The 25930-nt window shown below is 70.4% G+C and carries 23 protein-coding genes; 19 read left to right on the forward strand and 4 right to left on the reverse strand.

Annotation, left to right across the window (positions count from 1 at the left end):
* The first annotated feature begins 277 nt into the window (after positions 1 to 277).
* The 5 genes from HCC78_RS02960 (at position 278) to HCC78_RS02980 (ending at position 3933) form a co-directional block, all read left to right on the forward strand.
* Positions 278 to 961, forward strand: a complete 684-nt coding sequence (locus HCC78_RS02960; protein WP_172327246.1) for a GntR family transcriptional regulator — start codon at positions 278 to 280, stop codon at positions 959 to 961.
* 46 nt (positions 962 to 1007) lie between these two features.
* Positions 1008 to 1796 (forward strand): transporter substrate-binding domain-containing protein, encoded by a 789-nt coding sequence (locus HCC78_RS02965; protein ID WP_172327247.1) that lies wholly within the window; start codon positions 1008 to 1010, stop codon positions 1794 to 1796.
* Positions 1797 to 1890: 94 nt separating this feature from the next.
* A complete protein-coding gene (locus HCC78_RS02970; protein ID WP_172327248.1) occupies positions 1891 to 2565 on the forward strand; it encodes an amino acid ABC transporter permease in 675 nt (224 codons plus the stop codon).
* Entirely contained in the window at positions 2562 to 3218 is a 657-nt protein-coding gene (locus tag HCC78_RS02975; RefSeq protein WP_172327249.1) for an amino acid ABC transporter permease, read from the forward strand. The genes HCC78_RS02970 and HCC78_RS02975 overlap by 4 nt, the downstream gene beginning before the upstream one ends.
* On the forward strand, positions 3199 to 3933 hold the full coding sequence (locus HCC78_RS02980) for an amino acid ABC transporter ATP-binding protein (protein ID WP_172327250.1): 735 nt from the start codon (positions 3199 to 3201) through the stop codon (positions 3931 to 3933). Before HCC78_RS02975 ends, HCC78_RS02980 begins: the two co-directional genes overlap by 20 nt.
* Positions 3934 to 3972: 39 nt before the next feature.
* On the opposite strand, the gene HCC78_RS02985 is transcribed toward HCC78_RS02980, so the two are convergent.
* Together HCC78_RS02985 and HCC78_RS02990 are read right to left on the reverse strand one after the other, a co-directional pair.
* Positions 3973 to 4800, reverse strand: coding sequence for an aldo/keto reductase (locus tag HCC78_RS02985; RefSeq protein WP_172327251.1), 828 nt, complete (start codon positions 4798 to 4800; stop codon positions 3973 to 3975).
* Positions 4797 to 6095, reverse strand: coding sequence for an FAD-binding oxidoreductase (locus HCC78_RS02990; RefSeq protein WP_172327252.1), 1299 nt, complete (start codon positions 6093 to 6095; stop codon positions 4797 to 4799). The genes HCC78_RS02985 and HCC78_RS02990 overlap by 4 nt, the downstream gene beginning before the upstream one ends.
* Positions 6096 to 6201: 106 nt before the next feature.
* Here HCC78_RS02990 and HCC78_RS02995 point away from each other — a divergent pair, with 106 nt between their 5' ends.
* Positions 6202 to 7101, forward strand: coding sequence for a LysR family transcriptional regulator (locus HCC78_RS02995; RefSeq protein ID WP_172327253.1), 900 nt, complete (start codon positions 6202 to 6204; stop codon positions 7099 to 7101).
* A 2053-nt stretch (positions 7102 to 9154) separates the two neighbouring features.
* On the opposite strand, the gene HCC78_RS03000 is transcribed toward HCC78_RS02995, so the two are convergent.
* Positions 9155 to 9562, reverse strand: a complete 408-nt coding sequence (locus HCC78_RS03000) for a transposase (RefSeq protein WP_172327254.1) — start codon at positions 9560 to 9562, stop codon at positions 9155 to 9157.
* Positions 9563 to 10434: 872 nt separating this feature from the next.
* On the opposite strand from HCC78_RS03000, the gene HCC78_RS03005 reads away from it, so the two are divergent.
* The 4 genes from HCC78_RS03005 to HCC78_RS03020 are packed head-to-tail and all read left to right on the forward strand — an operon-like array spanning position 10435 to position 15393.
* Entirely contained in the window at positions 10435 to 10845 is a 411-nt protein-coding gene (locus HCC78_RS03005; RefSeq protein ID WP_172327255.1) for a hypothetical protein, read from the forward strand.
* A 55-nt stretch (positions 10846 to 10900) separates the two neighbouring features.
* Complete coding sequence (locus HCC78_RS03010; RefSeq protein ID WP_172327256.1) at positions 10901 to 12067, forward strand: efflux RND transporter periplasmic adaptor subunit; 1167 nt, start codon at positions 10901 to 10903, stop codon at positions 12065 to 12067.
* 9 nt (positions 12068 to 12076) lie between these two features.
* Positions 12077 to 14014 carry a MacB family efflux pump subunit gene (locus HCC78_RS03015; protein WP_172327257.1) on the forward strand — a complete coding sequence of 646 codons (1938 nt, stop codon included), beginning with the start codon at positions 12077 to 12079 and terminating at the stop codon, positions 14012 to 14014.
* A 35-nt stretch (positions 14015 to 14049) separates the two neighbouring features.
* Positions 14050 to 15393: an efflux transporter outer membrane subunit gene (locus HCC78_RS03020; protein WP_172327258.1), complete on the forward strand. Its 1344-nt coding sequence runs from the start codon at positions 14050 to 14052 to the stop codon at positions 15391 to 15393.
* A gap of 382 nt (positions 15394 to 15775) precedes the next feature.
* Here the strand turns inward: HCC78_RS03020 and HCC78_RS03025 are convergent, their stop codons facing one another.
* Positions 15776 to 16714 (reverse strand): LysR substrate-binding domain-containing protein, encoded by a 939-nt coding sequence (locus tag HCC78_RS03025; RefSeq protein ID WP_172327259.1) that lies wholly within the window; start codon positions 16712 to 16714, stop codon positions 15776 to 15778.
* 220 nt (positions 16715 to 16934) lie between these two features.
* On the opposite strand from HCC78_RS03025, the gene HCC78_RS03030 reads away from it, so the two are divergent.
* The 9 genes from HCC78_RS03030 to HCC78_RS03070 all read left to right on the forward strand — a co-directional run bounded on the left by HCC78_RS03030 (position 16935) and on the right by HCC78_RS03070 (position 25695).
* Positions 16935 to 17816, forward strand: a complete 882-nt coding sequence (locus tag HCC78_RS03030) for a transporter substrate-binding domain-containing protein (RefSeq protein WP_172327260.1) — start codon at positions 16935 to 16937, stop codon at positions 17814 to 17816.
* A 67-nt stretch (positions 17817 to 17883) separates the two neighbouring features.
* On the forward strand, positions 17884 to 18555 hold the full coding sequence (locus tag HCC78_RS03035) for an amino acid ABC transporter permease (protein ID WP_172327261.1): 672 nt from the start codon (positions 17884 to 17886) through the stop codon (positions 18553 to 18555).
* 7 nt (positions 18556 to 18562) lie between these two features.
* A complete protein-coding gene (locus tag HCC78_RS03040) occupies positions 18563 to 19291 on the forward strand; it encodes an amino acid ABC transporter permease (RefSeq protein ID WP_172327262.1) in 729 nt (242 codons plus the stop codon).
* Positions 19288 to 20808: an argininosuccinate lyase gene (gene argH / locus HCC78_RS03045; RefSeq protein ID WP_172327263.1), complete on the forward strand. Its 1521-nt coding sequence runs from the start codon at positions 19288 to 19290 to the stop codon at positions 20806 to 20808. The genes HCC78_RS03040 and argH overlap by 4 nt, the downstream gene beginning before the upstream one ends.
* Complete coding sequence (locus HCC78_RS03050; RefSeq protein WP_172327264.1) at positions 20805 to 21560, forward strand: amino acid ABC transporter ATP-binding protein; 756 nt, start codon at positions 20805 to 20807, stop codon at positions 21558 to 21560. Before argH ends, HCC78_RS03050 begins: the two co-directional genes overlap by 4 nt.
* Positions 21557 to 22666, forward strand: a complete 1110-nt coding sequence (locus tag HCC78_RS03055; RefSeq protein ID WP_172327265.1) for an FAD-binding oxidoreductase — start codon at positions 21557 to 21559, stop codon at positions 22664 to 22666. Before HCC78_RS03050 ends, HCC78_RS03055 begins: the two co-directional genes overlap by 4 nt.
* On the forward strand, positions 22650 to 22937 hold the full coding sequence (locus HCC78_RS03060) for a (2Fe-2S)-binding protein (protein ID WP_172327266.1): 288 nt from the start codon (positions 22650 to 22652) through the stop codon (positions 22935 to 22937). Before HCC78_RS03055 ends, HCC78_RS03060 begins: the two co-directional genes overlap by 17 nt.
* A complete protein-coding gene (locus HCC78_RS03065) occupies positions 22934 to 24298 on the forward strand; it encodes an FAD-dependent oxidoreductase (protein WP_371743770.1) in 1365 nt (454 codons plus the stop codon). The genes HCC78_RS03060 and HCC78_RS03065 overlap by 4 nt, the downstream gene beginning before the upstream one ends.
* A 56-nt stretch (positions 24299 to 24354) precedes the next feature.
* Positions 24355 to 25695 (forward strand): FAD-binding oxidoreductase, encoded by a 1341-nt coding sequence (locus HCC78_RS03070; protein ID WP_172327268.1) that lies wholly within the window; start codon positions 24355 to 24357, stop codon positions 25693 to 25695.
* Positions 25696 to 25930 lie beyond the last annotated feature (235 nt).

The following is a 25930-nucleotide window of genomic DNA, read 5'->3' on the forward strand; positions in this document are numbered from 1 at the left end:
CGGCTGCCCTCGGGACAGAGTCCCGGCGCCGGCCGAGTCGGGCCTTCCTGCCTGCCGGACAGGCGCGCGGGGTGGCCGGCCTTCCGCCGGCGCCGCCCTCGTCCCGCTGTCTATTAATTTTCCGTTGCAGCTATAGGCAAGAACGGCGCTCCTGTGCGCAATATTGTTGCATCCGAAAAAAGGCATGCCTGTCCGGACGGAAAGCCCTTCCTGATTGCCCAGTCTTGGGTGCAAGCCTTGTGTACAAGTTAGATGTGCAAGGCTGGGATGGCAGAACATGCCCAAGGGGATCGAAAAGACGCTGCTTTCGGCGATCGTCGAGGGACGGATCGCGCCGGGCAGCCGCCTGAGCGAGAACCAGCTGGCCGAGGCCTTCCACGTGTCGCGGACGCTGGTGCGCGAGGCGCTGACCCGGCTGGAGACCCGCCACATCGTCTCGGTCCGCCCGCGCCGCGGCTGGTTCGTCAACCGCCCCTCGGCCGAGGAGGCGGCAGCGGTCTTCGCCGCGCGCCGCGCCGTCGAATACGGCTTCCTCAAGACCTCCGCGCCCTTCGGCCCCGCCCAGATCGAGCGGCTCAAGGCGCATATCGCCGAGGAACGCGCCGCGATCGACGCCGGTGACAAGGCGCAGCTGACCTATCTGATGGGCGACTTCCACTGCCGCATCATCGCGCTCGGCGGCAACGACCCGCTTGCGGAGATCATGCGCAACCTCACCGCGCGTACGATCCTCATCTCGCTGCGCTACCAGCCGGCCGAGGGGGCGCTGGCCTCGCACCGCGACCATTGCGGCATCGCCGGCGCGATCATCGCGGGCGACATGGACCGTGCCGCGGACCTGTCGCTGGCGCATCTCGAAGAAGTGGAGGCGGGGCTGCGCATTCCCGATGCGCGCGATCCGCTCGAAGACCTCAGGAACACCCTCCGACTCGACCCGGCGCCGGGCGGACAGGGACACTGACGCGCCGGACCTGACCGAAATTCATTCACACCCACGGGGACGACAGATGATCACCAAACGCAGCTTCCTCGCCGCGGCACTGGCCGCCGCCACCGCCCTTTGCGCCGCGCCGATGGCGATGGCCGACGCGCTGGAGGACATCAAGTCCGCAGGCGTCATCCGCGTGGCGGTGCCGCAGGACTTCCCGCCCTTCGGCTCGGTCGGCACCGACATGAAGCCTCAGGGCTACGACATCGACATGGCGCGGCTGATCGCGACCAAGCTGAATGTCGACCTGGCGCTGGTCCCGGTGACCTCCGCCAACCGCATTCCCTTCCTGCAGACCGGCAAGGTCGACCTCGTGATCTCCTCGATGGGCAAGAACCCCGAGCGTGACGCGGTGATCGACTTTTCGGAGCCCTACGCGCCCTTCTACAACGGCGTCTTCGGCCCCGAGGATCTGGCGATCGCCGATGCTGCCGATCTCGACGGCAAGATCGTCGGTGTCACCCGCGGCTCGATCGAGGACCTTGAGCTGACCAAGATCGCCCCGGCCGGCGCCACGCTGAAGCGCTACGAAGACAACAACGGCACCATCTCGGCCTTCCTCTCCGGCCAGGTCGACGCCATCGCCACCGGCAACGTCGTCGCCGCCGCGATCATCGCGCAGAACCCGCCGAAGAAGCCGGCGATGAAGTTCCTGATCAAGAACTCGCCCTGCTACATCGGCTTCAACGAGGGCGAGCCCGCGCTGGCCGAGGCGGTCAACAAGATCATCGAGGACGCCAAGGCCGACGGCTCGCTGGACGAGATCTCGCAGCAATGGCTCGGCATGGCGCTGCCCGCCGGTCTCTGACCTCCGGCCCCCAGGGGCCGGTCCTCCCCAAATCCCCCGCTCCGCCTCTCCGCTCCCGGAGGGCGGAGCGTTCTCAAACAAAGGGGGCCCTTCCTTGAATTACCAGTTCGATTTCGCGTGGCTGGCGACCTATTGGCCGGTCTTCGTCGACGGGGTGCTGATGACCGTCCGGCTGATCGTGATCGGCGGCGTGGTCGGCATCGCGCTCGGCACCTTCTGTGCCTGGGCGCGCTCGCTCGGCCCGGCCTGGCTGAAGCCTGCCGTCGTCGCCTATGTGGAGCTGATCCGCAACACGCCCTTCCTGATCCAGCTCTTCTTCATCTTCTTCGGCCTGCCTGCCGCGGGGTTCCGCCTGACCGAGGTCGAGGCCGCGACGCTGGCCATGGTGATCAATCTCGGCGCCTACAGCGCGGAGATCATCCGCGCGGGCATCGAAGCCACGCCCAAGGGCCAGTTCGAGGCCGGGGCAAGCCTGGCCATGTCGCCGATCCAGACCTTCCGCCATGTCGTGCTCATCCCGGCGCTGCAGAAGATCTGGCCGGCGCTCGCCTCCCAGGTGGTGATCGTCATGCTGGGCTCCGCCGTGGTCAGCCAGATCGCCGTCGAGGACCTGACCTATGCAGCCAACTTCGTGCAGTCCCGCACCTTCCGCGCCTTCGAGGCCTATTTCATCTCCACCGCGATCTATCTCGGCCTTGCCATCCTGCTGCGCTTCGCGCTGCTGCGGCTCGGCCACGTGATCTTCCCGCACAAGAGGGCCGCGCGATGACCCAGTTCACCTTGATGGACATCCTGCGGAACCTCGTCTTCGCGACGCAATGGACCGTGATCCTGTCCCTCGTCTCCTTCATCGGCGGCGGCCTCCTCGGGCTGCTCCTCCTCTTCATGCGGATCGGCAAGACCCGCTGGCTGCCCCCGGTGGTCAAGCTCTATACCGAGGTCTTCCAGGGCACGCCGCTGCTGATGCAGCTCTTCCTCGCCTTCTTCGGCCTCGGCCTCTTCGGCATCGATGTGCCGCCATGGCTTGCCGCCGGGATCGCGCTGATCCTCTGGACCGCCGCCTTCCTCGTCGAAATCTGGCGCGGCTGCGTCGAGGCGATTCCGAAGGGCCAATGGGAGGCCTCCGCCTCGCTCGGCATGACCTATGTCGAACAGATGCGCCACATCATCCTGCCGCAGGCGCTGAAGGTCGCGATCCCGCCGACCGTCGGCTTCTCGGTCCAGGTGGTCAAGGGCACGGCGCTGACCTCGATCATCGGCTTCACCGAGCTGTCAAAGGCCGGGACCGTGCTGACCAACGCCACCTTCCAGCCCTTCACCGTCTACGGGCTCGTCGCCCTGATCTATTTCGCCCTCTGCTTCCCGCTCTCGCAGGTCGCCCGCATTCTCGAAAGGAAAATGAATGTCGCTCATCGCCATTGAGGAACTGCGCAAGAGCTATGGCGAGGTCGAGGTGCTGAAGGGCATCAACCTCGAGGTCGAGAAGGGCGAGGTGATCGCCATCATCGGCAAGTCCGGCTCGGGCAAGTCCACGCTTCTGCGGTGCATCAACGGGCTGGAGACCATCAACGGCGGCTCGATCACCGTCGATGGCGCCAAGCTGGCCGAGGACGAGGCCCATTTGCGCGCACTGCGGCTCAAGGTCGGGATGATCTTCCAGCAGTTCAACCTCTTCCCGCACAAGACCGCCGGGCAGAACGTCATGCTGGCCCAGCAAGTCGTCAAGAAGACCGCCAAGCCGGCAGCCGAGGCGATGGCCCGCAAGATGATGGAGCGCGTCGGGCTGGCCGAGAAGTTCGACGCCTTCCCGGACCAGCTGTCCGGCGGGCAGCAGCAGCGCGTCGCGATCGCCCGGGCGCTTGCCATGGAGCCGATGGCGCTGCTGTGCGACGAGATCACCTCGGCGCTCGACCCGGAACTGGTCGGCGAGGTGCTGCAGGTGGTCCGCGGGCTCGCCGCCGAGGGCATGACGCTGCTGATGGTGACGCACGAGATGGCCTTCGCCCGCGACGTCTGCTCGCGCGTGGTCTTCATGCACCAGGGCCGCGTCCACGAGATCGGCCGTCCGGAGGAGGTCTTCGCCAATCCGCAGACGCCGGAGCTGCAGAGCTTCCTGGGCGTGAACCGCGCGGCGTGAGGGCGTCGGGGCGCGCGCGCGCGGCGCGCCCCGCGGAAATCAATCCCAGTTCTCGACCCAGTCCGGGTTGAAATGGCGGCCCTCCGGCGTGGCAAGCGCGTGGAGCGCCGCCATGTCCGCGTCGGACAGCTCGAAATCCGTGACCGCGAAGTTCTGCGCGGCCCGGCCCGGATTGGACGAGCGCGGAATGGCGATCACGCCCTGCTGCAGATGCCAGCGCAGCAGGACCTGCGCCGGGCTGCGCTCCAGACGTCCGGCAATCTCGCCGAGGACCGGATCGGCCAGCAGGGCACCGCTGCCCAGGGGTGCATAGGCTTCGAAGGCGATGCCCAGCTCGCGGCAGGTGGCGATCAGCGCGGACTGGTCGAGCTGCGGATGGTATTCGCACTGGTTCACCGCCAGCGGCGCGGGGCAGGCGGCAGCGGCCTTCTTCAGCCGCTCCGGGCCGAAATTCGACACGCCGACATGCGCGGCCAGACCCATCTCCTTCGCCTTGGCCAGTGCTTCCATCGTGCCCTCCAGCGGGATCGCCGGGTTTGGCCAATGCACCAGCAGCAGGTCGACCGGGCCCATGCCCAGCGTCTCGACGCTCTTCTCGGCGGACCGGATCAGGTCCGCGGGCGCCAGATCGGTCCACCAGACCTTGGTCGTCAGGAAAATCCGGTCCCGCTCCGCCCCGGCCTTGCGCAGCGCGCTGCCCAGGTCGGCCTCGTTCTCGTAGCGCGGCGCGGTATCGAAATGGCGGCAGCCGGCCTCCAGCGCGGCGGCCACAGCACCGTCCAGCACTTCGCCATGGAGCTGCCAGGTGCCCAGCCCGATCTGCGGGATTTCGGCACCTTGCGCGGCGATCAGGGGAATGTCGGTCATGTCCGGCCTTTCAGCATCTTGCGGTCCTGTGCTCCGTACCATGCGAAGACGCCGGGCATGAACCAGGCTTTTCCGCCCAGCACCGGCACCAGTTTCGGCGGCCGGAAGCGGAAGCTGGTATCGCCCCCGGTTTCGCCCAGCAGGGCCAGCGCCGCCTTCTGCCCGGCCCAGCGGGCCCAGACCACCCCCGACCCGCAGAACCCCGTCGCGTAATGGCGGCCCTGATGGTCGAAAACCCGCGGCAGCATGTCCCGGTTCATCGCGACATGGCCCTGCCAGCTATGGGTCAGCCGCACGCCGTCGAGTTCGGGGAAGATCATGGCCAGCTGCCGCGCCAGATGCCGCGTCGGGCCGGCCGGTTCGCCCGCCAAGGTGGAGTCGCGCCCGCCGAAGAGCACGCGGGTGAAATCGGGCGAGGGGCGGTAGTAGTAGCTGAGCTTTCGCGCGTCCGACATCATCATGCGGGTGGGGAAGAGCCGCTCCATCACCTCGGGCGCCAGCGGTTCCGTGGCGATGATGCGCGAGCGCACCGCGACCAGCCGCTGCCGCAGCCAGGGGTCGCCCTTGTCGGTATAGCCGTTGGTGCAGACGACCACCTCGCGGGCGCGGATCGTCCCGCGCGCCGTTTCCACCAGATGCCCGCCCGCCTGCGGTGCCATCGCGGTGACCGGCGTCTGCCCGTGGATCTGCGCCCCGGCCGCCAGCGCGACGCGGATCATCCCCGCGACCAGCTTGGCCGGATGCAGCCCGCCGATATCCATACGCACTTCGCCGCCGCAGTAGAAATCGGTGCCGATATGGTTGCGGACCTCGTCCTTCGGCACCGGGAAGCTCTCGATCCCCAGCCGCTTGGCCAGCGCCTCGGCAGCCCGCGCCTTGACCTCGTAGAGCTCCGGGGTCAGCGCGCCGGAGAAGCGGCCCGTCAGGGCGAAATCGCAGTCGATCTGTTCCTCTTCGATGAAGCGCCACAGATCCTCGCGCGCCGCCTTGCTCTCGGCCTCGATCGCGATGGCGCCGGTCTCGCCGAAGCGCGCCTTCAGTTCGTCGAGCGAAGGGCGCAGGTTCCCGCTGGTGATGCCGCCGTTGCGCGAGGATGCACCGAAGCCGGGATCGCGTGCCTCCAGCACCACCACCGACCGGCCCGCCCGCGCCAGCGGGATCGCCGCGCCCAGCCCGGCATAGCCCGCGCCCACGATCACCACGTCGGCAGTCTCGGGAAGCGGCAGCTCGGGCAGAGGCGCGGGCCGCGCGGCCTCCCACCAATAGGGAGCGGATTCGGGCAGGGGGGCGGTCATCTTTCGGTCTCCGGCAGCAACTTGGCGCGAGCTTCGGCGGGGCGGCTTGCCTTGTCCAAGACGACCTGCCTAATAGCCCATAAGGCAAAACTATGAGGTCCCTCCCATGCGCGCGCGCCAGCTGGAAGTCTTCTGCATGATCATGCGCTGCGGCACGGTGACCGGGGCGGCGGCCATGCTGAACATCTCGCAGCCCGCGCTCAGCCAGGTGCTGCTGCATGCCGAGGACGAGCTGGGCTTCAAGCTATTCAACCGCGTCAAGGGCCGGCTGGTGCCGACCCAGGAGGCCGAGGAGCTCTACCCGGAAGCCGAGCGCATCTTCTCGGAGCTCGGCGCGCTGCGCCGCCGGACGGTGGACATGCGCCACGGCCGCACCGGGCTGGTGCGGCTGGCCGCCTCGACGCCGCCCTCGCTGTCGATCGTGCCCCATGCCATGGCCGCCTTCCGCGACGAGCATCCCGAGATCATCGTGCGCTCGCTGATCGCGCCCTATCTCAACATGGTCGACATGCTCAGGAACAACGACGCGACGCTGGCGGTGGCGATGAACAACCAGCCGGTGCACGATCTGGAGGTCGAGACGGTGGGCCATGCCGAGATGGTCTGCCTGATGCCGCAGGACCATCCGCTGGCGGCGAAGCCCGAGATCCGCTTCCCCGACCTCACGGAGGAAACCCTGATCTCCTACCGCGTGAACACGCTGCCGGGCCGGGCGCTGGCCGGCGTCGCCGGGGCCGAGGGGATGAGCTATGCGCCGGCCATCGAGATCGACGTCTCGATGACCGCCTATCCCTTCGTGCGCCAGCGCCTCGGCATCGCCATCCTCGACGGTCTGGTGCCCTGGGAGGATTTCCCGGGCGTCGCGGTGCGCCCCTTCCGCCCGGTGACGCGGATGCCGATCGCGATCCTCACCAATGCCGACCGGCCGCTTTCGGCCGCGCACAAGATGATGCGCGATCACCTGCGCGCGGCCTGCAGGCGGCTGGAGGAGACGCAGAACCGATAGGGCGGCAAGTTCTGATTCCGGCATGGATACGGGCCTTGTTGCACAGAGGGTCGGGGATTCGCTTCGTGATGCCAATGCATTAGCCGGAAGGCACGCGCAGGGCTCCGAAGACGGCCAGCAAGACCTCCAACCGGCGCGGCTTGCGCGCCTTTGCGCGCCACCGGTCCGAGCGCGACGGCGAGCGAGGCTTTGAAGCAGCGCGGGTCGCGGACCCACTGGTCCGATCGCTCCACGCAGTCGGAAGCTGTGCCGTCCGGACGGCGCGGCGGCCAGCAGCCGCATGATGAATGAGGAGGCCCGGCAAGTCGTCCGGAGAATGATTTCCCCGGCGAAGGAAGTCCAGGACTGCCTGACCCTCAAGGTCCTTCCGGAGCTGCCGCTCGGCCGGGGTGAGCCAGTGTGGCGCCACCGGTTCAAGCCCGCTGGCGAAGGGCCTTGCGGCGAACCTGCCGGAGCTTGCGGAGCCCAGCTGATCCGTGCCCTTTGCCCGGCAATCCGTCTCCTGGACGGATTTCCTGTCCACCTCAGTTCGGCACCCTTCCGCGCCGCCAGAGCGAGACGGGACCGGGGGACCGGCAGCGCCGCGAAAGCCCGCCGAACAATGGAGGTGACCATTCCGCATCGCGGCTCCAAGGGCGCGGTGACCTAGCCCCCCGGATTCCGGCCTGGGCCGATATTCACCATGTGGCCATCTTGGCGGCCATGCCGATCCCTGCCTGCTCGGGCCTCCGGCAGCCGGTGCTCGGGTGGCGGCGCAGGCGGTTGCAGAAGTTCGCGATGCACCCGGACAGGGCCGCCTTGGCCTCGCGGCGCGACCGGAATGGCAGGCCGGCCCCGGCCCCGGCCGGCGGTTCCGCAGCGCCATGCGCATCGCGCCGGCCGCGGGGCTGCCCTTCAGGCGGCCGGACATCGGCCCGCCGCCCGGCAGGCGATTGCGTGCAATTGCCGGGAGAGGCCGGCGATCTCCATGGCGGCGTTCGCCATCGGTCTCGGCCCAGCGGCGCCACGATGGCGACCTCCTTGACCGCCGCCAGGCAGGGCCGACCACTCGCCAGTGGGCAGTTGCCAAGGTTGCGCCACCGGTTCGAGCAACCATTGGCGGCGCTGATGCCGGCGAGCCAGATGCGGCTCGGCTCCGAAGCCCGGAAATTGCGTCTCGGAAGGTCCGGCGCGTTCTGCGCCTCCGGATCATCCGGCCCGCTGGCGCGAACCAGCTAGACCCCGAGATCGTGCCGGCTGTCCGTCGTCCGCGGAACGCGGCAGCCCCGGTGCAGCGGACGGATATCGCCCGCCGGTGCCCCCGGAGCTGCCAGCGGCTGCACCACCGGTCCGGGCGCCGCTGGCGACGGCGGACAAAGGCCCGCTCCTTCATCAGCTTGGCGGCCGCCTTTCTTGCCGCCCGGATGCCTTGACCGCGGAGCTCGGCGCCGGCCAGGTCACCCGGAGTTGCCCGTCGCGGCGCCACCGGTCCGAGCCCGATGGGCGGCGGCGCCGCGATGGCGGCTGCGCGGCGCGCCATAACGCCGATGGCTGGCCTCGAAGATCGCCCGCATCCCGGGAAGAAGGCCGTCCCGCGCGGCCTGGCGCGCCACGGCTGGAACCGGCCCAGGCGCACGGAATGCACCCGGCACAGCGCGCCCCCGAGCGCGACCCGTCCGGGCGGGCGGGCCGCGCGATGACAGCGTGTGCCAAGGCGCGGGCGGCGATGGAGGCGAGCGTGTCCTTCACGGCTTCGCCGTCCGCATGAACTCCGCCTCTTCCTTCGGGCGGCGGAGGCCGGACAGCTCGGCAGCCCCGGCCTGCAGCCTGCGGATCGCCCCGGCCGGGCCCGAGCGCGACGTCGGCCTGCGTGGAGCCCGGTCCGGACAGGCGCGCGACGGCCTGCTCCCTGAACCCGGCGGCGAAGCGGCGGCGGGGCTGGCGGCTCATGTGGGATCCCTCTTTCCGGGAATAATGTGACCCCCAGTCCGGGAGCCGGGGGCAAGGTCATCCGCCACCCCGCAGTTCCAGCGGACAGGCCAGATATGCCGGTGCCGCGCTACTAAAGCGAATGTCATGCCGCTTCCCGCGCGAAGAACGCCGCCGCCCTCCTTGGGATGTCCCGCTCCGCCTTCAGCGTGGCGACCCCCTTCTCCAGGGCTCCAATCTCGGCCAGCGCGGCGCGTTGCAGGCCATGGCCCGCGAAACCCATGGCGGGAGCGGCGCTGGACTCCCTGATCCAGCGCCCCAGGACGCTCCCTGCAACATCGAGATCCCGACTGGCCTGAACCACGGCGACACCGCGGTCCTGCACCAGCCCAACGGCCAAGATCTTGACCTCCTTGCCGAACGTTCGTCCCTTCATCTTCTGTCGCCGGTCTCCTGATCGCGATCCTATCTTCGTGTCCGCGAAATCGGCATCGGGCCACATATCGGCACTTCTCAGCGCAACCGAGCGGAACTCCGTCACGGGTTTGGCCATCGGGTTCCGTCCTTGGTCCGGATTTGCCGCTGTGGCCCGTCCCTGCCGGGAAACCCGGTGGCTGCACGATCACCAGGGGCATCGCCTTGCGTCACCAATCGCAAGCAGGTTCGCCGCGCGGCGAACCACTGGGAGAAGACCGCGAAGGGTTCCCTGGCGGTCACTGCAATCGCCGCGACCGCGCAGTGGATCGGACAATCATCCTCGGACCCTGGCCGGGCGGCTCCCGGCCGTGCTCCGGCCTTGCGCCAGAGCGTCCACGTCCGCCTGCCGCTGCGCGAACCGTCCAGGGTGAACCGCGGTTGCCGCCAGCTTTCTGCCGCGGGCGAGATGGGGCAGGGCGCCCCCGCCGCCGGAACGCCGCAGGCTCAAGGACGGGACCAGCATCCCCCAGCGGGGTCCGGACCGCCGGAGATTGCCGGCCATGCCAGATCGCGCCGCAGTCACGGGGCCAGGCATGCGACCGCCGGGCGTCTTGAAGCGGCGCTCGGCCAGGCGGCAGCCAAGGCGCCACCGTCTTTCCCTGCACCCTGCCGCCATGTCGATCGCGCGAAAGGCGTCCGAGGTCGCGCTGGCGGACGCGGCGCCTGCAAGGCGCGGCCGGAAAACCGATTTGCGGCAAAAGCTTGCTGCCAGGCCGCCAGCAACATTCGTTTGCAAATCTCCGCCCCCCGGAAACCTTTCGTCACGCGCCGGACCAAGCCGGGACAAGGAGGCGGGCTATCTCGGGTCCTGTCGCCATGCCGGGACTGCAGGGCTGCGGCGGAACGCACCGCCAACAGCCGCATCCCGGCACCGGCCGACCGGTCCCGCCGCGCGGACGGGGCCGCTTCCGGACAAGAACAACGAGCAACCTACGAAGGAGCCGACCCATGGCCCGTTTCGCATCTCTAGCCGCCGCTGCCGCGGTCCTGACCCTGGCGCTCTCCCCGGCCGCCTTCGCCCAGTCGCAGGGCGGCCAGCAGCCGGCCTGTAAGCCCGGCGAGCAGCACTGCGTGCAGCCGCAGGGCCAGGCGGCCGGCAATGCCGCCAAGCAGCAGGGCCATAAGGATCAGGCCAAGCCGCAGGCAAAGGGCCAGAAGCAGGGCAGCGCCCACGCGGCGCCCCATGTCGGCGACAGCGCCAAGGCCGGCCGACAGGTGCAGCCCCCGGCGCATGGCCAGCTGAAGGCCCCGCCGAAGGGCCAGGAATACCGCGTGATCGATGACCAGGTCGTGCGCGTCGACAGCAGCACGCTGAAGATCCTCGCCGTTGTCGGCCTCGCCAGCGCGCTGCTGAACTGACCGCCGTGCCGGGCGCGGGGCCGTGCCCCCGCCCGGTCCCTGCCGGAGACCCGCGATGAAACGGCTTCTGCCTGCCCTGATCCTGGTGGCCGCCCTTGGCGGGGCTGCGGCGCCGGCTCTGCTGCGCCCTGCGCCGTCCGAAGCGCCGCCGCAGCTGGCCCATGCCGAGCGCGGCACCGTCACGCGGTCTGTGCTGGCCTCGGGGATGCTGGAGGCCAGCCGGCTCGTCAGCGTCGGCGCGCGGGTCTCGGGGCAGGTGGAGACGCTGGCCGTCGATCTCGGCGACCGCGTGGCGGAGGGCGACCTGATCGCGCAGATCGACAGCCAGGACCAGCAGAACGAGGTGCTGCAGGCCGAGGCGTCGCTGGCCAATCTCGCCGCGCAGATCGCCTCGACCCAGGCGACGCTCGACCATGCGCGCGAGTCCCTGGCGCGGCTCGAACGGCTGAAGGCCGGGAGCTACGCCACCGACGAGGACATCGAGAGCGCGACCGCCGACGTGCGCGTCTGCGAGGCCGAGCTGGACGCGCTGGCGGCGCAGAAATCCAGCGCCGAGGTCACGCTCTCGACCGCGAAGGTGGCGCTGGAACGCACGCGGATCACCTCGCCGATCACCGGCACAGTGGTCGCCGTGGTGGTCAAGCAGGGCCAGACGGTGAATGCCGCGCAATCGGCGCCCACCATCGTCAAGATCGCGGACCTGTCGACCATGATCGTGAAGGCGGAGGTCTCGGAGGCCGACGTGATGAAGGTCGCGCCGGGGCAGGAGGCGAGCTTCACGACGCTCGGCGCGCCGGGCGAGCCCTTTGCCGCCACGGTGGCGGAAATCGAGCCCGCCCCGGAGGAAATCGCCGACAGCGACACGATCGACGGCGACAGCGCCATCTACTACAACGCCCTGCTGGCCGTCGGGAATGCGGACGGGCGGCTGAGGATCGGCATGACGGCCGAGGTCTCCATCCTGCTGGAGCGCGCCGTGGACGTGCTGACCGTGCCCGCCGCCGCCGTCTCCGGCGGGCCGCAGGGGCAGGTGGTGCAGGTCTTCGATCCGGGCACCGGCGCGGCCCGGCCGCGCACCGTCGAAACCGGGCTCAGCGACAAGGTCACCACCGAGATCAGCGCCGGGCTGGACGAAGGCGACCTGGTGGTCACGGGCAGCGCTCCGGACGCCCCACCGGCGGATGGCGGCGGGCGGCGCATGGGCCCGCCGCCGATGTTCTGAGGCCGCGCCATGCAGGAGCCGCTGATTTCCGTGCGCGGGGTGTCCCGCAGCTACGCTGCCGGGCGCGAGACCGTGCGCGTGCTCGACGGGGTCGATCTCGACATCTTCCCCGGCGAGCTGGTCGCGATCATCGGCAGCTCGGGCTCGGGCAAGACCACGCTGATGAACATCCTCGGCCTGCTCGACCGGCCCTCGGAAGGCACCTACCGGTTCCGCGGGCAGGATGTCGGCGCGCTGCCGCCCGAAGCGCAGGCGGCGCTCCGGCGCGGGCATTTCGGCTTCATCTTCCAGCGCTACCAGCTGCTCGGCGATCTCGATGCCACCGGCAATGCCGAGATCCCCGCCATCTATGCAGGCGAGGCGCGGAGTGCCCGGCGCGCGCGGGCGCGGGAGCTCCTGGCCCGGCTGGGGCTGGGCGGGCGGCTGGATCACCGCCCCTCGGAACTGTCGGGCGGGCAGCAGCAGCGGGTCTCGGTCGCCCGCGCACTGATGAATGGCGGCGAGGTGATCCTGGCCGACGAGCCCACCGGCGCGCTGGACACGAAAAGCAGCGCCGAGCTGATCGGGCTCCTGCTGGAGCTGAACGCGAGCGGCCACACGATCGTCATGGTGACGCATGACCCCAAGGTCGCGGCGCACGCGCACCGCACCATCGAGATCAGCGACGGCCGCGTCATCGCCGACAGCGGCCGCGCCGACCTTGCCGCTCCGTCCGCCGGGGCGCCGCCCCGCCCGGCGGCGCGGTTCGCCGGTCTGATGCGCATGGCCGAGGCGGCGCGCATGGCGCTGGCGGCGATGATGGCGCACCGGCTGCGCAGCTTCCTGACCATGCTCGGTATCATCATAGGCATCGCCTCGGTGGTGCTGGTCGTGGCGCTCGGCGCAGGCAGCCAGGAAAAGGTGCTGGAGAACATCTCCTCGCTCGGCACCAACACGATCACGGTGCGGGCGGGGTCCGGGTTCGGCGCGCGCCATGCCGGGCGGATCGAGACGCTGGTTCCGTCCGATGCCGCGGCCATCGCCGCCGAACCATATGCCGCGGGGGTCTCCCCGGCGGTGTCCTCCAGCCTAGCCGGCAGCCGGGCAGGCACCGAGGCGACGGTCTCGGCCAGCGGCGTGACCAACGACTATTTCGCCCTGCGCTCCTATGCGACCATCGAGGGCAGCCTGTTCGATGCCGCCGACATCACCGGGCTGGCCCAGGTGGCGGTGATCGACGAGGACACGCGCGACACCTTCTTCGGCACGGATGGCGAGGCGGTCGGACAGACGCTGAGGCTGGGAAACGTGCCGGTGCGGATCATCGGCGTGGTGCGCTCGTCCGGCGCCGCCTTCGGGCCGGAATCGCTCAATGTCTGGCTGCCCTACACCACGGTGATGGGCCGGGTCTCGGGGCAGCGCTATCTCGACAGCATCACCGTCCAGGTCGCCGACGGATCGGACATGGACAGCGCGCAGTCCGCCATCACCGCGCTACTGGCGCAGCGCCACGGAACGCAGGATTTCTTCCTGCAGAACAGCGACACGATCCGCGAGACGCTGACCTCCACCACGCGCACCATGACGCTGCTCGTCGCCGCCATCGCGGTGATCTCGCTGGTCGTGGGCGGGATCGGGGTGATGAACATCATGCTGGTCTCGGTCACCGAGCGCACCCGCGAGATCGGCGTCCGCATCGCCATCGGCGCGCGCCGCTCCGACATCGTCGCGCAGTTCCTGATCGAGGCCGTGCTGGTCTGCCTCTCCGGGGGCGTCCTCGGCATCGCGCTGGCGTTCGGCGGAGGGCAGGCGGCGGTCATGCTGTCGGACGGTCTCAGGCTGAGCTTCTCGGGGCTCTCGGTGGCCGCCGCCTTCCTGTCCTCCACCGCCATCGGCATCACCTTCGGCTACCTCCCGGCGCGCGCCGCGGCGCGGCTCGACCCGGTGGCCGCGCTGAGCCGCGATTGACCATGACCCAGATGCGCCCCGGAAAGGACGTCCCCATGACCCGCCCGATCCTCTGCCTCGCCCTCCTCGCCGCGGCCTGCGCGCCGGTCGGGCCGGACTATGTCCGCCCGGCGGCGGTTCTGCCCGCGGGCTATGCCGAGGGGGACGGCGCGGCGATCGGCGAGGTCGCGGCACGGCGCTGGTGGGAGAGCTACGGCGACGGGATGCTCGACGGGCTGGTGGAGCGCGGGCTGACGCAGAACCTGGACATTGCCGCCGCGCTGGAGCGGATCCGCGGGGCGGAAGCGGCGCTGCGCGCGACCGGCGCCAATGCCGCCGTCTCCGGCGATGCCAATGCCGCCTGGACCCGCTCCGACAGCGAGGGCGCGGCCATGGCGGACACGCGTAGCGGCGGGCTCTCGGCGGATCTGGTGATCGACCTCTTCGGCGGGCTGCGCCGGGGGCGGCAATCGGCAGCGGCGGATCTGGAGGCGGCGCGGGCCGATGCGGGCACGGTGCGGCTGGCCTATCTGTCCGCGCTGGTCGGCGCCTATGTCGATGCGCGCTACTACCAGGAGGCGCTGGCGCTGTCGCGGCAGGACATCCAGCTCCGCCGCGAAACGCTGGCGATGACCGAAGCCAAGGTGGCGGCAGGCGCGGCGACGCGCTACGACCAGGTGCTGGCCCGGGCCTCGGTGAACGGCGCCGAGGCGGAGCTTCCGGGGCTGGAGGCAAGCTTCCTGGCGCAGGTCCATGCCATCGCCACGCTTCTGGGCGAGCCGTCGAAGCCGCTGGTCGCGGAGATGCAGGCCGGGCGGGCACAGCCGCGGGCGCATGGCGGCATTGCCACCGGCATCCCGGCGGAGCTGCTGCGCAACCGCCCCGACGTGCGCTCCGCCGAGCAGGCACTGATCGCCGCGACGGCGGATATCGGCGTGGCGGAGGCGGAGCTTCTGCCCTCGGTCACCCTTGGCGGCACGGTCAGCCAGTCCGCGGTGCAGAGCTGGAGCTTCGGCCCCTCGCTGTCGCTGCCGGTGCTGTCGCAGGGGCGGCTGAGGGCGAACCGCGACCAGGCGGTGTCGCTGGCGCGGCAGGCCGAGATCGACTGGCGGGCCGCAATCCTCGGCGCGGTGGAGGATGTCGAGACGGCCCATGCAAGCTGGACGAGGCTGCGCCGCGAGACGGCGCTGCGCGAAACTGCCGTGCAATCCTATGCCGAGGCCGCGCGGCTGTCGCGCGGCGCCTACGAGGCGGGGGATATCGAGCTGTCGGATCTGATCGGCGACGACCAGACGCTGGCCAATGCGCGCCAGAGCCTCGCCGGATCGGTGCGCGACCTTGCCGTCCAATGGGCCACCGTGCAGGTCGCGCTCGGCGCCGGCGCCTATCCTTCCAGGTAGCGCCGGGACGGGGAGCGGCGCCGATGGCCGGGCCAGTCCCGGGGAAAGGCAGTCCGGCCCGCGAGCCGGAGGCGCGATGAGCCGGCCGAAGACCCGAGCGTCCTGGCGCCGACACCGCTCCTTGCCGGTCCCTCGCGCGGAGCGGCCGCCGGGGCCGCGATCCCGTGTCCGGCGCGGCCTGGAGCGTGATGTTGCGGCCGGCCGCGTCCTCGCATCGGGCGGAGCATTTCGGCGCCATGACCTGCGGGATGACGGCATTCCGGAGCTTCGCTTCCGCAAGCGTCCCAGCACGCAGGGAGCGCGCTTGCCGGCTCTTCGCTGGCCCGTGCCGTATGCGTGCCGATGGACGCTTCGGCAGGCGGGGGCCGCAGACCGGAGCCCGCTAGTCCCGGTGCCAGGATGCGGTGTCGTTGCAGCTCTGCCGGAAGGCGGCCAGTTCCTCGCCGAAGATGTCCAGGAAGATCTGCGCGAGTCCGCTGCGCCCGGCCTGGCGCGGCTGCACGCAGACGAAGGTGAAATCCAGGTTCTCCGCCAAGGGACGCACGGTGCCGCCGCGGCGGGCGAACTGCCAGGCCGCGAAGGCATCGACGATCGACATGCCGAGGCCGGATTCCACCAGCTCGGAAATGGTGGCCGACCAGCGCGCATCGACATTGATCCGCCGCGTCACGTTCATCGAGTCGAACAGCGCGTCGGTCCGCAGGCGGCTCGACGTGCCCTCGGAAGTGGCGATGAATTCCTCGCCCTCGAGGTCGCGCACCGAGACCCGCGGCTGCGCGGAGAGCCGGTGCCCGGGCGGCAGGATGCAGAAGGACGGCACGGACATCAGCGCTCCGACCTCGACCCGGGTGCGGTCCACCGGCGTCATGGCAAAGCCCAGGTCGCACAGGCCCGCCGCGACGAAATCCACGACCTCCTCGGAATTGTAGTTCTGCATCGACAGCTGCACGTCGGCATGCTCGGCCCGCATCCGGATGACGACCCGCCCGAGGAAGGCCAGCGAGAAGGTCGGCAGCGCCGCGATCCGCAGCCGCCCGGCGGAGCGGTTGCGGATGCGCAGCGCCGCGCGGGCGACCCGCTCCAGCCCGCTGTACGAGCGCTCCACCTCGGTATAGAGCGCGAAGGCGGCATCGGTCGGCTTCAGCCCGCCCTGCCGGCGCTCGAAGAGCGCGAAGCCGAGCGCGGCTTCGAGCTGGCCGAGGATCTTCGACACGGCGGGCTGCGAGACGGAGAGCATCCGCGCAGCTTCCGTGACCGAGGCAGCCACCATGACGGCGCGGAAGGCCTCGATCTGGCGGTGGGTCGGGCGGATCTCTGACATCGGTCGATACCCCATAAGATGTGGTTATAACTTCAAGCCCATTTGTGCTTTGACTTCATGCCCTATCACCCGAATGATCGCCGGAGAAGGTGCCGCAGAGCGCCGCGACAGACAGCAATCATCATCAGCCAGCCGCGGGAAACCGGCGCATCGCGCCCGGTCATGGCCCCTTGCTGGCTGCGGACGGCCCGGCCGTCCGGTGTCCAGCATGGAGACTCCCGTGAACGCCCAAACGACGAACGCCTCCCCGCCCGCCGCTTCCGCTTTCCGCCGCACGGCCTGCACCGCTATGGCCGCGGCCGCCGCTGCCCTGCTCCTGCACGCCGCGCCGCTGCGCGCCCAGGAAATGCCGGAGCTGCCCGCCGCGATCGCGGATGCGGGCAAGATCCGCGTCGGCACCAAATGCGACTATCCGCCGGAAGGCTTTCTCGACAATTCCGGCACGCCGATCGGGGTCGAGGTCTCGATGGCGCACCAGATCGCCAAATATGCCTTCGGCGAGGATGCCGAAGCCGAGATCGTCTGCGTCACCGGCTCCAACCGGATCCCGGCGCTGCTGGGCAGCAAGATCGACCTGATCATCGCCACCATGGGCATCAATGCCGAGCGCGAGGAAGTCGTCGATTTCACCCATCCCTATGCCTGGTCCTCTTCCGGCGTCGTGGTGAAGGCCGACAATCCGGCAAATTCGCTGGCCGAGCTCGAAGGATCGACCGTCGCCTTCATCAAGGGCGCCTGGCAGATCCCGTATTTCGAGGAAAACTATCCCGACGTGCAGATGCTGCTGCTCGACGGCGTGTCCGACAGCGTCCAGGCGCTGATGCAGGACCGCGTTGCCGGCTACGCGCACGACACGCCGGTGCTGATGTCGCTGGTCGCCAACAACCCGCGCATCCGGCTGATGGACGAGTCCTACAAGATCGGCACCCGCGGCGCCGCGGTGCGGCCGGGCGAGACCGAATGGCTGGCCTATGTGAACGCGTCGCTCGACCGGATGGCCGCGGAGGGCCTCTATGCGGCCTGGTTCAAGGAATATGCCGATGACGAGAACCTGGAGGTGAAGCTGAACTTCTGGGACATGTCGAAGATGCCGACCCAGTAAGCCCGGATCCGGACGGCTCCGCGCGGGCCGTCCGTCCTGCCGCGCTCCCGGTTCCGGAAGGCCTGCCATGACCTACCAATTCAGCTTTCCCTACATCTGGGGCGCCACCCCGGATCTGATGATGGGGCTGTGGATGACCGTGCTGGTCAGCCTCGTCTCCATCGCCTTCTCGGTCGCCATCGGCACGCTCTGCGCCTGCCTGCGCGTGTTCCGCGTGCCGGTGCTGTCGCAGGTCGCCTCCTGCTATGTGCATTTCATGCGTTCGACGCCGCTTCTGGTGCAGATCTACTTCATCTTCTACGGGCTGGCCTCGCTCGGGCTCGGGCTCGGCGGCTTCTGGTCGGGGGTGCTGGCGCTGTCGCTCTGGGGCGGGGCCTACAACAGCGAGAACATCCGCGGCGGGCTCGCGGCCGTGCCGCTGGGGCTGCGCGAGGCGGCGTTCTCGCTGGGGCTGAAGCCGATGCTATACCTGCGGCTGGTGGCGCTGCCGATCGGGCTGCGGGTCTGCATCCCCTCGATGCTGAACACCGCCGTCTCGGTGCTCAAGAACTCCTCCTACCTGCAGGCGATCGGGCTGGCGGAGCTGACCTTCGTGGCGATGAACCGCGTCGCCATGGATTTCCGCACGCTGGAGATGTTCGTGTCGATCGGCGCGATCTACCTGGTCATCGTGCTGCTGCTGTCGGCCTCCGTGCGGCAGCTGGAACGGGTGCTGCAGGCGCCGTTCCGGACCGCGTGAGGCTGCCATGGACCTGATCATCGAAAACCTGCCGCTGATGTGGAAGGGACTGGTCGTCACCTTCCAGCTGGCCGTTGCCACGCTGTTCCTGACGACTGCCGTCTCCTTCGCGGTCGGCATCGCCGCCGTTTCGCGGTTCCGGTCCCTGCGGATCCTCAGCGTGGTCTTCGTGGAGTTCTTCCGCGACATCCCACTGGTGGTGAACCTGCTCTTCGTCTATTTCGGCGCGCCGCTGGTCGGGCTGTCGCTCGATCCCTTCGCCGCGGCGCTGGTCAGCTTCACCAGCTGGGGCAGCGCCAACGGCGCGGAGATCATCCGCGGCGGCTTCAAGGCCATCCCGAAGCACCAGCGGGAAAGCGCGCTGGCCCTCGGCATGCGTCCGGCCGAGACCATGGTGCTGGTGCTGCTGCCGCAGATCCTGCTGCCGATCCTGCCGGCCTTCACCGGGCTCTTCTCCATCCTGATCCAGGCGACGTCGCTGGCGACGATGGTCGGGGCGATGGAATTCCTGCGCTCCGCCCAGATCATCGTCGAGCGCACCACCATGATGACCGGCATGAGCCCCGCCTTCGCGGTCTACGGCTTCGTGCTCTGCGTCTATTTCGTGATCTGCTTCAGCCTGAACCTGCTGACCGGCTGGCTCGAGCGCCGCATCGCGCAGTCCCGCAGCGCCCATCGCCATGCGGAAAGCGAGCCCGCGACGGAAACAGCCATGCGCCCCGCGGAGGCCACATGACCCTGCCCGAGACCAAGATGCCCTCCAAGGTGAGCGGCCTGCTCTCAGAACCGCTGGCGCCGGAGATCCTCGCGGGGGTCAATGCCCCGCTGCTGGCGCGCAGCTTCGCGGCCTCGCTGCCCGGCTTCGCGGCGATCAACCGCGCGCACCTTGTGATGCTCGCGGAGTGCGGCCTTGTCCCGGCGGACCTGGCCGGGCGGCTGCTGCGCCATGTCGGCGAGCTCGAGGCCGAAGGGCCGGACGCCTTCGAACTAGACCCCGAGCGAGAGGATGCCTGGTTCAACTACGAGGCGGAACTGGCGCGCCGCGCCGGCAGCGAGGCGGGCCATCTGCACATGGCGCGTTCGCGCAACGACCTGAAGGCGACCCTCGACCGGCTGCGCCAGCGCGATCTTGGCGAGCGGCTGCTGGCGGCAGTGCTCGACCTGCGCGAGGTCCTGGCGGCGAGGGGCGGGGCCGAGGCGGCGGCGGTCATGCCCGGCTACACCCATCTGCAGCATGCCCAGCCGGTGACCTTCGGCTGGTATCTCCTGGGCATCGAGGCCGCGCTTGGGCGCGACAGCGGCCGGATTGCCGATGCCCTGGCGCGGATGGACGACTGCCCGCTCGGCGCCGGCGCGCTGGCCGGGACGCGCTTCGCCATCGACCGGGGCCGCACCGCGGACCTTCTGGGCTTTTCCGGCCCGCAGTCCCATGCGCTGGATGCGATTGCCAGCCGCGACGGGCTGATCGAGCTCGGCAATGCAGCGGCGCAGCTGTCGCTGACGCTGGCGCGGATGGCTCAGGATTTCTACCTGTGGTCGACCCATGAATTCGGCATGCTGCGCTTTCCCGACCGGGTGGCGATCACCTCTTCGATCATGCCGCAGAAGAAGAACCTGGCCGTGCTGGAACATCTCAAGTCCCGTCCGGCCGCCCTGTCCGGCGCCCTGTCCACGGCCTGTGCCGCCAGCCGCGCCGTGCCCTTCGGCCACAGCCAGGAGGTCGGGGTCGAGGCAGGGCGCTGGCTGTGGGACGCGCTGGAGGACCTGGTCCAGATCCTGCCTGCCGCGCGGGTCGTCGCCGAGGCCGCCATGCCCGACCGCGACCGCATGAAAGCGCTGGCAGGCGCGAATTTCGCCACCGCCACCGCGCTGGCGGATGCGCTCTGCACCGAATGCGCCATGCCCTTCCGCGAGGCGCATCACGTCGCCGGACGCTTCGTGCGGCTGTCCCTGGAAGGCATGGACTCCCGGCAGGCGCTGGAGGCCGCGTCGCGCGAGATCGCCGGGCGGCCTGCCGGCCTGCCGCCGGAGCGGCTGGCCGACGTGCTCGACCCGGCGGGCATCCTCGATGCGCCGGGCTGCGGGCCGAGCCTTGCCGAGACCGCGCGGCTGCAGGACCGGGCCATGGCCGCGCTTGCCGCGGACAGGACGGCCGCGGAGCAGCGGGCGGCCCGCCGCCTAGCCGCCGGGGCCGCGCTGGCCGCTTGCTGCGGCGCCCTGATGGACGCCGCCGCCGCGGAGGCCTCGGCATGAGCCAGCCTCCGCTGATCGAGACCGCCGCCCTGTGCAAGGAATTCCGCGGCGGGATCCGCGCGCTCCGCAAAGTCGACCTGAAGGTCGCGAAGGGCGAGGTCGTGGTGATCCTCGGCCCCTCCGGCTCGGGGAAATCGACGCTGATCCGCTGCGTCAACGGGCTCGAGACGATCACCTCCGGCGCGGTGGTGGTCGAGGGCCGCCGGGTCGACGGGCACGGGCCCCGGCGCTGGCGGCAGACCCGGCTGGAGATCGGCATGGTGTTCCAGAACTACGCGCTGTTCCCGCATCTCGACGTGATGGGCAACATCACCCTCGCGCCCTGCCGCGCGAAGCTGATGGGCCGCGCCGAGGCGGAGGAGGAGGCGATGCGGCTCTTGGGCATCGTCGGGCTGACCGACAAGGCCCGCGCCCCGGTCGCCTCGCTCTCCGGGGGCCAGCAGCAGCGCGTCGCGATCTGCCGAGCGCTGGCGATGAAGCCCAAGGGGATGCTCTTCGACGAACCGACCTCGGCGCTCGATCCCGAGATGGTGGGCGAGGTGCTGGCGACGATGCGGCGGCTGGCCGAGGAGGGCATGACGATGATCTGCGTGACCCACGAGATGGGCTTTGCCCGCGAGGTGGCGGACCGGGTGGTCTTCATGGACCGCGGCGAGATCGTCGAGGAGGGCACGCCGGCGCAGTTCTTCTCGGCGCCGCGGACCGAACGGGCGCGGCAGTTCCTGGATCTGATCATGAGGCATGGCGCATGAGCGATGCCATTGTCATCGGCGGCGGCATGGTCGGCGCCGCGATTGCCTGGGGCCTGCTGCGCCAGGGCTTGGCCGTGACCGTGCTGGACGGCTCCGACGAGGCGCAGCGCGCGGCACGGGCGAATTTCGGTCTGGTCTGGGTGCAGTCGAAGGGCGACGGCCTGCCGGAATATGCGCACTGGACCCGCGAAGGCGCCGCGCTCTGGCCCGGATTCCAGGACATCCTGGCCGGGGAGACCGGCATCTCCAGCGGCTTTTCGGCGCCGGGCGGGCTGCACCTTTGCATGAGCGAGGAGGAGCTCCAGGGCCGCCGCGACCTGCGGGCGCGGATGCACAATATCGACGGGCCGGAGGCCTTCGACATGCAGATCCTCGACCGCGCCGAGGTCGCCGACCTGCTGCCGGGCATCGGCCCGGACGTCGTGGGGGCCAGCCTCTGCGCCCAGGACGGCCACGCCAGCCCGCAGGGCCTTCTGCTTGCGCTCCATCGCGGGATCCTGAAGCAGGGCGGCAGGATCCTTCCGTGCGAGGAGGCGGTGGCGATCCGGCGAACCGCCGGGGTCTGGGAGGTGCAGACCGCCCGTGGCCGCCATGCCGCGCCGACCCTGGTTCTGGCCGCCGGGACCGGCAATCTCGCGCTCGGGCGGATGGTCGGGATGGAGATCCCGGTCTCCGGGCTCAAGGGCCAGATCCTGGTCACCGAGCGCACCGGCCCGCGCCTGGCGCTGCCGACCCACAAGGTGCGGCAGACCGAGGCGGGCACGCTTCTGCTGGGCGACAGCAAGGAGCCCGAAGCAGGGTCCGACGACCGCAGCTCCGGCGCGGTGATCGCCGACATCGCCGCGCGCAGCCTCAGGATGTTCCCCTGGCTGTCCGAGGTGAATCTGGTCCGCGCCTGGGGCGGCATCCGCACGATGACGCCCGACAGCTTCCCCGTCTACGAGGCGCGGGAGGACCTGCCCGGGCTGTTCGCCGCGAATTGCCATTCCGGCGTGACGCTGGCGGCCGTCCATGCCCTGAAACTTGCGCCGATGATCGCCGCGGGCGCGCTTGCCCCCGGGATCGCGCCGCTCTCTTCCCGGAGGTTCGATGTTCCGACCGACTGACACAGCGGCCGCCGCGGCGGTCGAATTCACCTGGGAGGGCCGGGCCCTGGCGGGACGCGAGGGCGACACCGTGGCCGCGGCGCTGCTCGGCGCGGGGATCGCCGCGACGCGCGCGCATCCGCTGGATGGCGCGCCGCGCGGTCCCTACTGCCTGATGGGGACCTGCTTCGAATGCCTGGTCGAGATCGACGGCCGGCCGAACCGTCAGGCCTGCCAGGTGCGGCTGGCGCCCGGCATGCAGGTCGCGCGCCAGCGGGGGGTGCGGCCGTGACCCCGGATCTGGCGATCATCGGCGCGGGTCCGGCCGGGCTTGGCGCAGCCATCGAGGCGCGCGCTGCGGGCCTGTCGGTCGTGCTGGTCGACGACCAGCCGGAACCGGGCGGGCAGATCTGGCGCGGCGCGGGCACGGTGCCAAAGGCGCGGCGGCAGCTTATGGGCCCGGATTACGCGAAGGGCAGGGCGGTGATCGACGCCTTCCACGCCAGCGGCGCCGGATACCTGCCGGGCCATGTCGCCTGGAACATCGAGGCGGAGCCGCTTGCCATCGACTGCGCCGGACCGGGGGGCAGCCGCCGCATCCTGCCGCGGGCGCTCCTGCTGGCGACCGGCGCGGTGGAGCGGCCGGTGCCGGTGCCGGGCTGGACCCTGCCGGGCGTGCAGACGGCGGGCGGACTGCAGATCCTGATGAAGGCTTCCGGTCTCGCGGCAGAGGGCGCGGTGCTGGCCGGGGCCGGGCCGCTGCTGTGGCTCCTGGCCGCGCAAATGGCCGCTGCGGGTGCGCCGCCCCTGGCGGTGGTGGAGACGCTGCCGCGCGGACGCTATCTCGGCGCCGTCCGCGCCTTGCCCGGCGCGATGCGGGCGCCGGGGCCGCTGGCCAAGGGGCTGGGGCTGATTGCACGGGTGCTGCGTGCCGGGGTGCAGGTCCATCGCGGCGCCGCGGCCCTGCGGATCGACGGGACGGACCGGGCCGAGGCGCTGTGCTTCCGCGATGCCTCGGGACGGGACCGGCGGCTGGAGGCGCAGACGGTCGGGCTGCATATGGGGGTGGTGCCGAACCAGCAGGCGACGCGGCTGCTGCGGATCGGGCATGACTGGGACGAGGCCCAGGCCGCCTTCCTGCCGCGCCGCGACGGCGACCTGCGGCTGGCGCCGGGGATCCTGATGGCCGGGGACGGCGCCGGGATCGGCGGGGCGGATGCCGCCTATCTCGAGGGCCGCCTGGCAGCGCGGCTGCTGGCCGGAGGCGAAACCGGCGGGCTGAGGCGCGGCATCGCCCGGGCGCGCGCGGCGCGGCCGTTCCTCGATCGGCTCTACCATCCGGGCGCGGCGCTGCCCGGAGACGAGACCGTCGTCTGCCGCTGCGAAAACGTCACCGCTGGCGCGATCCGCCGTGCGGCACGGGACGGCGCAATCGGTCCGAACCAGGCGAAATTCCTTCTCCGCGCGGGGATGGGCCCTTGCCAGGGCCGGACCTGCGGGCCGGCGGTGGCGGCGCTTGTCGCCGAGGCGCGCGGCCAGGGAATGCAGGAAACCGGCTATTTCCGCATCCGGCCGCCGCTGAAGCCGCTGCCGCTTTCGGTGATCGCCTCGGCGGAGCTGCCGCTGCCCGGGACGCAAGCCGCCCCGCCCTGAGCCTGCCCGTCCGTTCCGTTCCCTCGACTCTCCCAGCTTGCGAAAGGCTTCCGGTCATGCCCGGTCCGACCCCTGATCCCGTTCCCTCCGCCGAAACCCTGCCTGCCCGCGTCGACACGGTCGTGATCGGCGGCGGCATCATCGGCTGCTGCACTGCGCTGGAACTGGCGGAACGCGGCTTCAGCGTCCTGCTTTGCGAAAAGGGCCATATCGGCGGCGAGCAGTCGAGCCGCAACTGGGGCTGGGTCCGGCTGACGCATCGCGATCCACGGGAGATGGAGCTGATGGTCGAGTCCGCGCGGCTCTGGCAGCAGCTGGACCGGCGGGTCGGGGCCGAGACCGGCTACCGCCGCTGCGGCATCGCCTTCGGCTTCCGCGACGAGGCCGGTCGGGCCGATCTGGAACAGTGGCTGCCTTCGCTGCGCGATTACCAGCTTCCGGCCTCAGTCGCGTCGCCCGCCGAGCTTGCGGATCTGTTCCCGGGTATGGAGGGCGGATTGCAGGGCGCGCTGCTCAACCGCGCGGACGGCCGGGCCGAGCCGCAGAAAGCGGCGCCCGCCGTGGCCCGCGCCGCCCAGGCGCTCGGTGCCACGGTTGCTGCCGGCTGCGCGGTGCGCAGCCTCGACATCTCCGCCGGGCGGGTCAGCGGGGTCTTCACCGAAAAGGGACGCGTCGCCTGCGACAGCGTCGTGGTGGCGGGCGGGGCATGGTCGCGGCTGTTTCTCGGCAATGCCGGTGTGGAGCTGCCGCAGCTCCGGCTGCGGAACACGGTGCTGCGCACGGCCGCCGTGCCCGACGGTCCCGAGACGACGATCAAGCATCCCGACTTCACGGCGCGGCGCCGCGCGGACGGCGGCTACACGGTGGCCAGCGTGCTGGCGAACCGGTTCGAGCTGACCCCGGACAGTTTCCGCCTGTTCATGAAATTCCTGCCTGCGCTGCGGAACGAATGGCGCACGATCTCCTTCTCGGTCGGCCATGGCTTCGTCGAGGCCGCACGCGAACCGCGCCGCTGGGGCGCCGACCAGGTCACGCCGTTCGAACGCTGCCGGGTGCTCGATCCCGATCCCGACCGCAAGGCCATCGACAAGGTCTACGCCTCGCTGCAGAGGGCGTGGCCCGCCTTCCGCGGCGTGCCGGTCGAACAGTACTGGGCGGGCATGATCGACGTGACGCCGGATGCGGTGTCGGTGATCTCCAAGGTGGAGCAGATGCCGGGCCTGGTGATCGCGACCGGCTTTTCCGGGCACGGATTTGGCCTGGGTCCCGGCGCAGGGAAACTGGCCGCGGATCTGGCAAGCGACGCGCGCCCCTTCACCGATCCCGCGAATTTTCGCCTGACGCGGTTTTCCGACGGCACGCCGATCCGTCCGATCAGCGGCGTTGCCCGGCGCTGACCCGCAATATCCGCCTCCCGGGGACACCGGCACGCTGGCGCCGGCCGACCCGCGCCCGACTTGGCCGGTCTCGTGTCGGCGGTAAAGCACCTCGGAAAACCGGCCGGGGGCATGCGGCCGCGTCCGTCCGCCCGAGCGGCAGCGTTCAGCCAGCATGCGTCCGGTCCCAGCGGCAAGCCTGGACCATTTTCGGGTCTGGTTCGATTTCTTGTTCAGGGCTTTGCCTATGGCATCG

The sequence above is a fragment of the Mangrovicoccus sp. HB161399 genome (assembly GCF_013184745.1).
Lineage (GTDB): Bacteria > Pseudomonadota > Alphaproteobacteria > Rhodobacterales > Rhodobacteraceae > Mangrovicoccus.